This is a genomic window from Aneurinibacillus danicus, from assembly GCF_007991215.1.
In the GTDB taxonomy this organism is placed as follows: Bacteria; Bacillota; Bacilli; order Aneurinibacillales; family Aneurinibacillaceae; genus Aneurinibacillus; species Aneurinibacillus danicus.
On sequence record NZ_BJXX01000120.1, the window covers coordinates 1 to 12487 of the forward strand.

The 12487-nt window shown below is 49.4% G+C and carries 12 protein-coding genes, 1 riboswitch and 1 other annotated feature; of the genes, 11 read left to right on the forward strand and 1 reads right to left on the reverse strand.

All coding sequences use genetic code 11. From position 1 onward, the window contains the following. Positions 1–124: 124 nt before the first annotated feature. From ADA01nite_RS22100 to ADA01nite_RS13055, 3 genes are all read left to right on the forward strand, one after another. Positions 125–277, forward strand: a complete 153-nt coding sequence (locus ADA01nite_RS22100; protein ID WP_170230275.1) for a YuiA family protein — start codon at positions 125–127, stop codon at positions 275–277. 90 nt (positions 278–367) lie between these two features. Further along, positions 368–637, forward strand: coding sequence for a YuiB family protein (locus ADA01nite_RS13050; RefSeq protein ID WP_146810543.1), 270 nt, complete (start codon positions 368–370; stop codon positions 635–637). Between the two features lie 164 nt (positions 638–801). Further along, positions 802–1467 (forward strand): 3D domain-containing protein, encoded by a 666-nt coding sequence (locus ADA01nite_RS13055; RefSeq protein ID WP_146810545.1) that lies wholly within the window; start codon positions 802–804, stop codon positions 1465–1467. A 58-nt stretch (positions 1468–1525) separates the two neighbouring features. Here the strand turns inward: ADA01nite_RS13055 and ADA01nite_RS13060 are convergent, their stop codons facing one another. After that, positions 1526–2008 (reverse strand): divergent PAP2 family protein, encoded by a 483-nt coding sequence (locus ADA01nite_RS13060; protein ID WP_146810548.1) that lies wholly within the window; start codon positions 2006–2008, stop codon positions 1526–1528. Positions 2009–2161: 153 nt separating this feature from the next. On the opposite strand from ADA01nite_RS13060, the gene ADA01nite_RS13065 reads away from it, so the two are divergent. The 8 genes from ADA01nite_RS13065 (at position 2162) to leuB (ending at position 12480) form a co-directional block, all read left to right on the forward strand. Continuing rightward, positions 2162–3670 carry a leucyl aminopeptidase gene (locus tag ADA01nite_RS13065; RefSeq protein WP_146810550.1) on the forward strand — a complete coding sequence of 503 codons (1509 nt, stop codon included), beginning with the start codon at positions 2162–2164 and terminating at the stop codon, positions 3668–3670. A 96-nt stretch (positions 3671–3766) separates the two neighbouring features. Next, positions 3767–3868, forward strand: a riboswitch (purine riboswitch). Positions 3869–3997: 129 nt separating this feature from the next. Then, a complete protein-coding gene (locus ADA01nite_RS13070; RefSeq protein WP_146810552.1) occupies positions 3998–4585 on the forward strand; it encodes a xanthine phosphoribosyltransferase in 588 nt (195 codons plus the stop codon). A gap of 45 nt (positions 4586–4630) precedes the next feature. Further along, positions 4631–5962 carry a nucleobase:cation symporter-2 family protein gene (locus tag ADA01nite_RS13075; RefSeq protein WP_146810554.1) on the forward strand — a complete coding sequence of 444 codons (1332 nt, stop codon included), beginning with the start codon at positions 4631–4633 and terminating at the stop codon, positions 5960–5962. Positions 5963–6090: 128 nt separating this feature from the next. Beyond that, positions 6091–6338: a binding site (T-box leader), on the forward strand. Between the two features lie 174 nt (positions 6339–6512). Then, positions 6513–8240 carry a biosynthetic-type acetolactate synthase large subunit gene (gene ilvB / locus ADA01nite_RS13080; protein ID WP_246147335.1) on the forward strand — a complete coding sequence of 576 codons (1728 nt, stop codon included), beginning with the start codon at positions 6513–6515 and terminating at the stop codon, positions 8238–8240. Between the two features lies 1 nt (position 8241). Then, positions 8242–8742, forward strand: coding sequence for an acetolactate synthase small subunit (gene ilvN, locus ADA01nite_RS13085; RefSeq protein WP_146810558.1), 501 nt, complete (start codon positions 8242–8244; stop codon positions 8740–8742). 68 nt (positions 8743–8810) lie between these two features. Beyond that, positions 8811–9800, forward strand: coding sequence for a ketol-acid reductoisomerase (gene ilvC, locus ADA01nite_RS13090; protein WP_146810560.1), 990 nt, complete (start codon positions 8811–8813; stop codon positions 9798–9800). 34 nt (positions 9801–9834) lie between these two features. Then, the gene (locus ADA01nite_RS13095; protein ID WP_146810561.1) at positions 9835–11367 is read left to right on the forward strand and encodes a 2-isopropylmalate synthase; all 1533 of its coding nucleotides are present in this window, start codon (positions 9835–9837) and stop codon (positions 11365–11367) included. An 18-nt stretch (positions 11368–11385) separates the two neighbouring features. After that, positions 11386–12480, forward strand: coding sequence for a 3-isopropylmalate dehydrogenase (leuB, locus tag ADA01nite_RS13100; RefSeq protein WP_146810563.1), 1095 nt, complete (start codon positions 11386–11388; stop codon positions 12478–12480). The last annotated feature ends 7 nt before the right edge of the window (positions 12481–12487 follow it).

Genomic DNA, 12487 nt, shown 5'->3' on the forward strand with positions numbered 1-12487 from the left:
TTTTCATATCGGGGTTGCGGCTAACCAGGCATGGTGGTTTGATTACTTTACAGCAGGGAAGAAATTATTATATAATATTTTGAAAATATAGATATTTGATAAATATACTCCAGGAGGGATAACTATGAGTGAAAGAAATACACAAGAGACGTGCGTATATTGCGAGGGCAACGGGTACTTTCAACTTATTACCGGAGGTTCGACAACATGCCCTTCCTGTAGTGGCCAGGGAAGCGTAGAAGTGCATGAACCGGAAGTGACGGCAGGGACAAAATAGAATAAAAAATGACGAAATAAGCAGGGCGATTGACCCCCTTGTCCGAATCCAGTACACTGAAATGTAGAAATATGGATGGGGGTGATATGATTGAATATCGCGCAATTTATTATTGGAATTCCGCTGTTTATCGTCCTCCTTTTCGGAATCGGATTTATTTTAAATATGCTGATTAAGACCACGTGGATGCCGACGTTTCTGTATTTGAGTATTGTGGCAGGCGTGCTGATATATTTAGTAATAAATCATCGTACTCCGCATGTAGTCGACTATGTAATGTTAACTTCCGGTTTGCTGGGCGCCATTGCCAGCGGCTGGACGATTAAGATACTGCGTATGAAAGGCTACCGCATGTTTTAGATTGATGGATGAATGTTGAAAGCTCCCCGGCGAGGGAGCTTTTTTCCATTTATAAGAAAGTTTGTCTTATTTTCTCTTCTCTCTATTTTCATTTCTTGTACTTCCTACGTATAAGTCCGGGAAGGGCGGGAGATGATGAGTAGAAGAGGAGGCTAGTATTTTACATGGACATTATTGTAAAGAGTGTGAAAGGCTCTCTTACCTATCTGCTCATTGCGCTTATCTGCACCGTGCTTGGCATCTATATTCTACTGGAGGAACCACAGCAGAAAACCGCGGCTTTTCCAGAGACGAAGCAGGCTAAAATGCAGGGAACGACAGTGTCACACGCAGAAAAACCAAAGGATAAGCAAGTGGAAAAACCAGAGAAAGTAGCGCGGTTTCCACTGGCATCCAGCGGAGAAACGGTAGAAGCGCTGGCCACATTAGCGCGATATCCGAAGGTGAATGTCGTGGCAACCGGCTATTCACCCGGTCCCGAATCCACCGGAAAGGATGTCGGGCATCCTGCGTACGGGATTACATATTCGGGAGTAAAAGCAAAGCGTGCCGCAGGTGCTTTCTCTACAATCGCCGCCGATCTGGATTTGTTTCCGCTGGGCACCATTCTCTATATTCCGGGTTACGGCTATGGAGTCGTGGCGGATATCGGTTCAGCGATTAAGGGAAATAAAATCGACTTGTATTTTGACAAGAAAGAGGACGTATATAAACAGTGGGGCAAGAAGCAACTCGACGTATATGTGATCGAGCGTGGAGACGGCAAGATGAACGAAGAAACGTTTGCCCGTTTAAATCAATTGATTCAAAATGAAGCGAAAAAACAATAATAGCAATAAAAAAGAGGACAGGTCAGGCGGCCTGTCCTCTCATTATGCACGCTGCGCATTATAGCTTAAGCAAATAGTACAGAAGGATGGATTGGATAATACCGAGCCAGCCCCCCACCAGCACTTCACTCGGCTGATGGCCCAGCAATTCCTTGAGCTTCTCGGCGCGTTCCCGGCGCGGTTTAACACGCATTGTTTTCAACTCGTCAATCAGTTGATTAAAGTCTTCCACCAGGAGATTAAGAACGGCCGCATGCGTACCTGCATGACGCCGTATGCCGGCCGCGTCGAACATAATGATGATGGAGAAAACAACGGAGATGGCAAAATAGGTGGAATCAAAGCCTTCGACCAATCCTACCGCAGTCGTAAGCGCGGTGACGGCCGCCGAGTGGGAGCTCGGCATTCCTCCGGTGCTGAATGCAAGCTTCCAGTCCCATTTGCGCAATGCAAAAAACGTAATAGGCACTTTGACTCCCTGGGCGATGCCGATAGCAAGCAGAGCGGACCAGAGCGGAAAATTAGAAAACAGAGCGGACATTAACTTCTTCCTTTCTTAGAAGGTCTCTTTCTTTATTGTATAACGAATAGACGAATAAATCATTTTCTTAGAGGAAAAATCTTTATCGGGCATGTTTCCTACATTTTCTTTTCCCCTATTTGCTGATAAAATTTTAGTGGAGGTGCAGATGCGATGAAAATCGAAGTGAAAAGCGGAAAACTGCAGGATTGCACGACGAAATGCTTGATTGTCGGAATTTGGGAAGGTGAGAACGCACTTCCGGCACTGCTGAAAGAAACGGATGAGAAAATGGGCGGAGCGCTGTCCGCGCTGTTCGCAGACGGAGAAATTAGCGGCAAAAAGAAGAGCGTCCAGTTTATACATACGTTCGGCAAAGTACCGGCGCGCCGGATTATGACGATCGGTCTTGGCAGAAAGGAAGAACTTTCGTTTGAGGACTTGCGAGAAACCGGTGCACGCGCCGTAAAAGAAGCGCTGAAAGCCAAGCTGACGGATATTGTATTCGCGCTTGATGAAGAAGCAAAAGTACTTGGCGATTACGATGCGGCCCATGCGTTGCTTGAAGGTGCGTTGCTCGCTAATTACCGCTTTCCTGGATATCATAAAGAAAAGGAAGAGAAGCCGGAACTTGAAGCGCTCGCGATTCTTTGCAAGAGCGATGCGCTCGAAGAGGTCAAAGAGGGCGCCCGCGTAGCTGAAGCACTGGCGCGCGGCACAAATCTGGCGCGTGATCTGGTTAACATGCCGGGTAACTATTTAACCCCGACAGTGCTATCCGAAAAAGCGAAAGAAATCGCCGAACGTCATGGTATGGAAGTGGAAATTCTCGACAAGGTAGACATGGAATTATACTGTATGGGCGGTCTGCTGGGCGTTAGCCAGGGATCGGTGGAGCCGCCGAAGCTTATCGCGATTAAATATCAGGGCACAGAAAAGTGGGAGGATGTTATCGGGTTTGTCGGCAAAGGCATTACGTTTGACTCCGGCGGCATCTCGATTAAGCCGGGTCCGGGTATGGATGAGATGAAAGGTGATATGGGCGGGGCAGCCGCCGTGCTGGGTGCACTCGAAGCCATCGGTACGCTGAAGCCGGCCGTCAATATCGCTGCCGTCATTCCAACGACGGAAAATATGCCAAGCGGCTCTGCGCTCAAGCCGGGCGATGTGATTACGACAATGAGCGGCAAAACGGTTGAGATTCTCAACACTGATGCGGAAGGCCGCCTCATTCTGGCTGATGGTATGAGTTATGCGCGCAAAATAGGGGCAAATTATCTTATCGATTTAGCGACGCTGACAGGCGCCGCACTGGTGGCGCTTGGTACCTGCACAACCGCTGCATTGACCAATGACGAAGCGCTGATGGAAGAGGTTATGGAAGCGGCCGGTGAAGCGGGCGAGTTGCTGTGGCGTCTCCCTGGCTATAAACCGTATATGGAACAAATCAAGAGCAAGATTGCGGATCTTAAGAACACCGGCGGCCGTAACGCGGGTACAATCACGGCCGGTTTGTTTGTCGGAGAGTTCGCTGAAGGCACGCCGTGGGTTCATCTGGATATTGCAGGGACGGCTTGGGCTGATAAGGCGGATGATTTATCCCCTGCCGGCGGTACGGGAGCGATGGTGCGTACACTGTCCGTACTTGCACTGCGCCGTGCAGAGACGAATAATATTGAATGAAGACGAACGATAAAATGAAATTGCTCAAATAAAGTTCGGATTTTTAAAAATCCGAACTTTATTTTTGGCGGCGGATTAGGTATAATGACACCATCAGTAAAAACGAATACAAAAACTCGTATAATCGCGGGAATATGGCCCGCAAGTTTCTACCAGATTGCCGTAAACAATCTGACTACGAGTGAAAATGACGACTTTCGCGGAAAGAATGCCTGTAACCTGTTTAGATGATCAGGAGGGTTTTGCAATCCGGAGGACCGTTTTCGCTCGTAATCATGGGCAGACGGCTTCCGGATTTTTTCGTTTTATCACATAAGGAGGATACAGATGGAATTGCTAAAACAGAGAATTCGCGAAGAAGGGCATGTACTGGGAGATAAAGTGCTAAAAGTGGATTCATTCTTGAACCACCAGATCGATCCCGTTCTCATGATGGAGATTGGCGACGAGTTTGCACGCCGTTTTGCAGAGGCAGGAGTAACGAAAATCCTGACGATCGAATCTTCCGGTATTGCAGCGGCGCTGACCACCGCGCTGAAATTGAATGTCAAAGTGGTATTTGCCCGCAAAAAGAAATCGGCGCTGATGAATGAAGAAGCATACGTAACGAAGGTTCATTCCTTTACAAAAAACGAAACGAACGAAGTGACGGTGTTGAAGAAGTTTCTCGGTGCCGGTGAGAAGGTCCTTATTATCGATGATTTTCTGGCAAACGGGGAAGCGGCTGCCGGACTGGCCTACCTGGTAGAGCAGGCCGGCAGCGAAGTTGTAGGGATTGGTATCGTCATCGAGAAAGCATTCCAGGATGGTGGTCGGCGCCTGCGAGAAAAGGGATTTAAGGTAGAGTCGCTTGCCCGGATCGCGGCGTTTTCGGACGGGGAAGTCCAATTTGTCGAAGAATCCGTTAAGGCATAAAGCAGCGAAACGAGAAAGATGGTTACTATTTAGGAGGAAATTTTTGTGCAAAACAAAGTAGGGTTTTGGAAATTAGGAACGCTCGGCTTTCAGCACGTGCTGGCCATGTATGCGGGTGCGGTAGTCGTTCCCTTGATTGTTGGCCCGGCTATCGGAATGACGCCGGAACAGATTGCATACTTAATTTCTATCGATTTATTTACGTGCGGAGTAGCGTCTCTATTGCAAGTTGTCGGAGGAAAGTATTTTGGCGTTAAACTTCCCATTTTGATGGGATGTGCGTTCCAGGCGGTGGGTCCGATGATCGCCATCGGAAATGCCCAGGGAATTACAGCTATATACGGTGCCATTATTGCTGCCGGGGTTATCGTTATGATTTTATCCCAGTTCATGGACAAAATTCTGAAGTTTTTCCCGCCGGTCGTGACGGGTTCGGTCGTTGTTATTATCGGTGCTTCGCTTATCGGTGCGGCCATGGGCAATATCGTAGGTCAACCGGATACGCCGGGGTATGCCAGCGCAACAAATTTGTTCCTGGCGGCTGTTACGCTGCTATCTATTATCTTGATGAACCGCTTTTTTACAGGATTCTGGAAATCAATTTCTGTGCTGATTTCTCTGGTAATCGGTACAACGATTGCTTATTTCATGGGACTTGTTGATTTTTCTTCTGTAGGCAAAGCCGGCTGGTTCCATATGGTTGAACCGTTCCGTTTCGGCATGCCGACGTTCCATCTGACCGCGATTATTAGTATGGTTCTTGTAGGAATTGTAAGCATGATTGAATCTACCGGCGTTTTCTTCGCACTGGCCGATGTATGCGAGAAAAAAATTGACGGAAAGGATATTAAGCGCGGGCTGCGGGCGGAAGGTATGGCTCAGGTTGTCGGAGGTATTTTTCAGGCATTCCCTTATACTACGTATTCGCAGAACGTGGGACTGGTGGCTCTTACAGGCGTTAAAACAAGACGTGTTGTCGTTGCGGCCTGTTTCATTATCATGGGACTTGGGCTTCTGCCGAAAGTAGCGGCGCTGACAACGGTGATTCCGAATCCGGTACTCGGCGGTGCCATGATTCCGATGTTCGGTATGGTAATGGCTTCCGGCGTCCGTCAATTGTCTACCGTAGATTTTCGCCGGGTAGAAAATATGTTAATTATCGCTACATCCGTAGGATTAGGGCTGGGTGTATCCATTGCACCGGATGTATTTTCCGGGCTTCCGGGAGGACTGCGCTTGATTATGGAAAGCGGAATTGTAACAGGAAGTTTTGCGGCGATTTTGTTGAATATCATTCTGAACGGTACTAAAAACCAAAGTATTGAAGATACGATTGCAGCACTCAAAGCCGAACATTCGGTTGAATCAGCTGTGTAACAAAATGCCTTTTTTATAAAGTTTCTTAACTTTTCGTATTGACACTTGTTCTATCCCTGTCTATAATTGCATGTAATATAACAAATGATTACACAGTTTTATGAATTAAAAATTGAGTGAATAAATGAGCAATAACGTCGACGGGGACGCGTATATGGCCTCTTCTTCTCAGAGAGTCCGGGATGGTGGAAGCCGGGCAAGAACGCTATATATATCTCACCCCTGAGTTGCTATTCCGAAAGAGATGACTTTAGTAGGGATAGGCCGTATGGCACGCGTTATGTGCCAGGGTTGGCCACTGTCAACCCGCTGAGGTTGTTGACCGTAAGGCAGCAATGAAATTTGGGTGGTACCGCGAAACTCTTTCGCCCCAGACTGATTGAATAAAAGTCAGGGGATGAAAGGGTTTTCTTTATTTTCCATCTTATTTTCTGATTCTCGGACAGAGCGGTCATAAACCCGTTCTCTGTTCAGTATAAATTTTTAGACTATTTTAACAATGGGGAGATAATTTTTAGAAGGAGGAAGAATCATGAGCACAGATACGGCGATGGTTGATAATCGAAAAGCTTCTTTGCCGCCTATCGAAATGGGAGAGGTAATGTCGGGTTCCGACATGCTGCTACGTTGCCTGCTATTAGAAGGTGTAGAGTATGTTTTCGGATATCCGGGAGGCGCTGTCCTGCCGATTTACGACTCGCTTTATTCGAGTCATCTGAAACATATCTTGACGCGCCATGAACAGGGAGCGATTCACGCGGCCGACGGATATGCACGCGCAACGGGGAAGCCGGGCGTCGTCATCGCCACTTCCGGACCGGGAGCGACCAATCTTGTGACAGGAATTGCTACAGCCCATATGGATTCAGTGCCGCTGGTCTGTATCACAGGAAACGTAGCCCAGCACTTAATCGGAACAGACGCATTCCAGGAGGCGAATATTACAGGGATTACGCTTCCGATTACAAAACATAATTATTTTGTCCGCAATGTGGAAGACTTACCGCGCATCGTCAAAGAGGCGTTCCATATTGCGACAACCGGACGTCCGGGACCTGTTCTCATTGATATTCCAAAAGACGTAAACAACGCGAAAGCACCGTTCTACTATCCGGAAACGGTAAAGCTCCGCACATATAATCCGACCGTAAAACCGAACAGCTTGCAAGTCGAGCGGATGGTCAAAGCCATTGCTGAAGCGAAGAAACCGGTCATTCTCTCCGGTGGCGGAATCGTAGCGGCAGGAGCGGAAAAAGAATTATTGGAATTTGCCGAAAAGACGAACATTCCGGTTATTCCGACCTTTATGGGTCTTGCCGGGTTCCCGGGAGGGCACCGACTCTGTCCGGGCATGCCGGGGATGCACGGTTCATACGCCGCCAACCAGGCGCTGTTGAATACTGACCTGCTGATTAACATGGGCGCACGTTTTGACGATCGTATTACGATGGGCCGGACGAAAGAGTTCGCACCGAACGCAAAAATTATCCATATCGATATCGACCCGGCTGAAATCGGCAAAAACATCAACGCTTATATCCCGATTGTTGGTGATGTGAAAAACGTGCTGCTTGCTGCTCTTCCGAAAGTCGGGCGCGCTGACTCCGATGCATGGGTGGCACAAATCCAGGCATGGAGCGCAGAGCATCCGTACAGCTACAAACCGAGTCCGGAAGGTCGATTAAAGCCGCAGCGCGCTATCGAAATCATGTACGAATCGACCGGCGGAGATGCGATTGTGACGACAGACGTAGGACAGCATCAGATGTGGGTGGCCCAGTATTTTAAATTCAGCAACCAGCGTTCTTTCATCTCCTCGGGCGGTCTCGGTACGATGGGCTTCGGCTTCCCCGCTGCCATCGGAGCACAGATGGCGCATCCCGATAAAACCGTTATCTCGGTCAGCGGCGACGGTGGCTTCCAGATGAATCAGCAGGAATTGGCGGTTGTTGCCAACCATAATCTGCCGATTAAGATTGTTATTATCAATAATCAATGCCTCGGTATGGTTCGCCAGTGGCAGGAACTGTTCTACGAGCATCGCTACAGTCAAATCGACTTAAGCGTGAGCGTTGACTTCGTCAAACTTGCCGATGCTTACGGCATCAAAGGTCTGCGCGCTTCGACAGAAGAAGAGGCGGAGCGGATATGGCAAGAAGCGATGAATACAAATGGACCGGTTCTTGTTGAATTCGTAGTTGAGCCGGAAGAGAACGTATATCCGATGGTCGCTGCAGGTAACACACTTGACCAAATGGTTTTGGGAGATGAGAAATAACATGGAACAAAAGCACACCATTTCAGTTCTAGTCAATGACCAGCCGGGTGTATTAACCCGGGTCGCCAGCCTGATGGGTCAGCGCGGCTTCAACATTGACAGCATTACGGTTGGCCAGTCTGAAGAGCCGGGGCTGTCGCGCATGATTATTGTCACGCGCGGCGACGACAATACCATCGAGCAAATTATGAAGCAGTTCCATAAGCTCATCGACGTACTGAAAGTACAGCACTTGAGCAGCGGTCAGATGGTATCCAGAGAGCTCGCGCTTATTAAAGTAGAGGCAACTCCGGGAACACGCTCTGAAATTAAAGGTATTATTGAGCCTTTCCGCGCGAGCATTGTCGACGTAGGGCCGGTTTCTCTGGTTGTTCAGGTTACCGGCGATTCCGAAAAAGTCGATGCGTTAATTGAACTCTTAATGCCATACGGTATTAAAGAGCTTTCGCGTACGGGCGTGACTGCGATCAGCCGTGGTGCCGCGACACTTGCCAGAGTATAATCGATAACTATTGCTATCAACACATTTAATATAAACAAAACAGCACACAGAATAGGGGAGGAAATTCCATGATTACAATGTACTACGAAAAAGACGCAAACCAAGAAGTTCTGAAAGGCAAGACGATTGCCATCATTGGATACGGTAGCCAGGGACACGCACAAGCACAAAACTTGCGCGATAGCGGTATGAAAGTGGTCATTGGTCTTCGCAAAGGCCGTTCCTGGGAGCAGGCGGAAAACGATGGATTTGAAGTGCTGACGGTAGACGAAGCTGCCGCGCGTGCTGATGTGATTATGATTCTGCTTCCTGATGAAATGCAGGCGAAAGTGTATAAAGAGCAAATCGAACCGAACCTGAAAGACGGAGATGCGCTCTTCTTCTCACATGGCTTCAATATCCACTTCGAGCAGATTGTTGCACCTCAGGGCGTAGACGTAGTTATGGTAGCACCAAAGAGCCCGGGCCACATGGTTCGCCGCGTATATACGGAAGGCTTCGGTGTACCGGGATTGCTCGCTATCTACCAAGACGGAACAGGAAAAGCAAAAGAAATCGGTCTGGCGTATGCAAGCGGCATCGGCTGCACGCGCGCGGGCGTTATTGAGACAACGTTCCGTGAAGAAACGGAAACCGACCTGTTCGGGGAGCAAGCGGTACTGTGCGGCGGTACAGCCGAACTGGTAAAAGCGGGCTTCGAGACACTGGTAGAAGCGGGTTATGCACCGGAAATCGCCTACTTCGAATGTTTGCATGAGCTGAAGCTGATTGTAGATTTGATGTACGAAGGCGGCCTTGAGTACATGCGCTATTCCATCAGCGACACGGCTGAATTCGGTGACTACAGCGTCGGTCAGCGTATCATAACGGAAGAGACGAAGAAAGAAATGAAGAAAGTATTAAAAGAAATTCAAACCGGCCAATTCGCGAAGAACTGGATTATTGAGAACCAGTCCGGCCGTGCCGCGTTCGGAGCGCGCCGCCGTATTGAGAAGGAACACCAAATCGAGCAGGTAGGTAAGCAATTGCGTGAAATGATGGCCTGGATCAAGAAGTAAGGAGTAAGACAAAAACTGTGGAGGTGGCGAGGGAATGCGTACCATTGAAATTTTTGATACCACCCTGCGGGACGGTGAACAGTCCCCGGGAGTCAACTTAAGTTCGAAGGAAAAATTAGAAATTGCTTTGCAACTGGAGCGCCTGGGGGTAAACCGGATTGAAGCGGGGTTTGCCGCTGCCTCCCCTGGAGATTTACAATCCGTTCGTGAGATTGCAAAACGGGTCAAGAACTCAACGATCGTCAGCTTGTCCCGTGCTCGTTTGCTGGATATCGATAAAGCGTGGGAAGCGCTGAGGGACGCCGAATCGGCATGCCTTCATACGTTCCTTGCCACGTCGCCGATTCATCGGAAATATAAACTGAATATGACAAAGGAACAGGTTATCGAAAACGCGGTTGCTGCCGTAAAGCATGGGAAGAAATATTTCGATATGGTGGAATTCTCCTGTGAAGACGGTTCGCGTACCGAGATTCCGTTCCTGATTGAAGTGGTGCAGGCGGTTGTCGATGCGGGCGCCCGTATCATCAACATTCCGGATACGGTGGGATATACCACACCGGCCGAATACGCTAATATTTTCACCCAGCTATTAAACAACGTGCGGGGCATTGAAAATGTAAAGCTGAGCTGCCACTGTCATGATGACCTCGGAATGGCTGTTGCCAATACTTTGGCTGCCATCCAGGCGGGTGTGACTCAGGTAGAAGGCACAATCAATGGTATTGGTGAGCGCGCTGGTAATGCTGCTTTAGAAGAGGTAGCATTGGCGCTCGATACCCGCAAGGATTTCTATCAGGCGACCACCAATCTGAAGCTGGAAGAAATCGCCCGCACAAGCAAGCTTGTCAGCCGCTTGACCGGAATGTTTGTGCCGGGTAACAAAGCAGTTGTGGGCGCTAATGCGTTTGCCCATCAATCCGGTATCCACCAGGATGGCGTATTGAAAGAAGTAACCACATACGAAATCATTCGTCCGGAGCGCGTGGGCTTCAAATCAAACCGCCTTGTGCTCGGCAAGCTTTCGGGACGTCATGCTTTCAAAGATAAATTGATAGAGCTGGGTTACCAGTTGAGCCAGGAAGAGCTGGACGACGCGTTTGCACGTTTTAAAGACTTATGCGACCGCAAGAAAGATGTAAGCGACGAAGATATCGTGGCGCTTGTCGACGCCAAGCTGGTTGATGTGCCGGAAGCGTACACGCTTGAGAATGTTCAGCTTTCATACGGAAACAACTCGATACCGACGGCGAGCGTACGCGTGCGTACCTTAAACGGCGAAGTGCTGGAAGAGGCGGCATGCGGCAACGGGTCTGTTGATTCCATCTATAAAGCGATCGACCGGGTTACGAACGAAGAAGTGGTGCTGGAGGATTATAAGATTGTATCCGTCACCCACGGTAAGGATGCACTTGGTGAAGTGTATGTCCGCCTGTCCCAAGGCGATTACACAGTGCAGGGACGCGGGGTTAGCACAGATGTGCTGGAAGCGAGCGCGAAAGCTTATCTGCGCGCGCTGAATAAACTGGTTGCACGAAGAGGCGACGCGGTAGAAGTCGTGATGTAGAGAGGAAGGAAGCGAGGCATGAGTCAAACGTTTACCATCACCGTACTGCCCGGGGACGGCATCGGGCCGGAAGTTATCGAGCAGGCGGTCAATGTACTAAGAGTCATCGAAGAACTCGAAGATGTAAGTTTTACGCTTGAATATGCGCGTTTGGGCGGGTGCGCCATCGATGAAGATGGCACACCGCTGCCCCAGGATACGCTGGATAAAGCACGCCGTTCTGATGCTGTGTTGCTCGGAGCAGTGGGCGGTCCGAAGTGGGATAACAACCCGGCGCACCTTCGTCCGGAAACAGGACTTCTGGGTATCCGTAAGGAATTGGGTCTGTACGCCAATCTTCGTCCGGCGTTTATGCTCGACTGCATGGTCGGCGTGTCCGCATTGAAAGAAGAAGTCGTCAAAGGCGTGGATCTAATGGTGATTCGCGAATTGACAGGCGGCCTCTATTTCGGCGAGAAGAAACGCTATGAAACCGAAAACGGCGAAGTCGCTTCCGACGAATTGATTTATCATGAGTATGAGATTGAGCGAATCGTACGTCGGGCGTTCGAGGTGGCACGTCTGCGCAGCAAGAAACTGACCTCCGTGGACAAGGCGAATGTGCTGGAGTCTTCCCGTCTGTGGCGTAAAGTCGTAGAACGAGTCGCACCGGATTACCCGGATGTAGAATTGCGCCATCAGCTGGTTGATTCCTGCGCCATGGAACTTATCCGTTGGCCGAAGCAGTTCGACACGATTGTAACGGAGAATATGTTCGGTGATATTTTAAGCGATGAAGCGTCCATGCTGACAGGCTCGATCGGTATGCTGCCGTCGGCGTCTTTGGCGGACGGTAACTTCGGTTTGTATGAGCCGGTACACGGATCTGCACCGGACATTGCAGGCAAAGGAATTGCCAACCCGACTGCAACGATTCTGTCTGCCGCGATGATGCTTAAGTATTCATTTGGCTTGGAGAAGGCGGCGAACGCGATCGAGCAAGCGGTTCATACCGTGCTGAACTCCGGTGTACGCACTGGCGACATCGCCGATAATAAAGATGAAGCCGTAGGCACAAAAGAGATGGCCGACAAAATCATCGCCGCTATTCGTGAGGCATACGTGCAAGCGTAGCGTAATA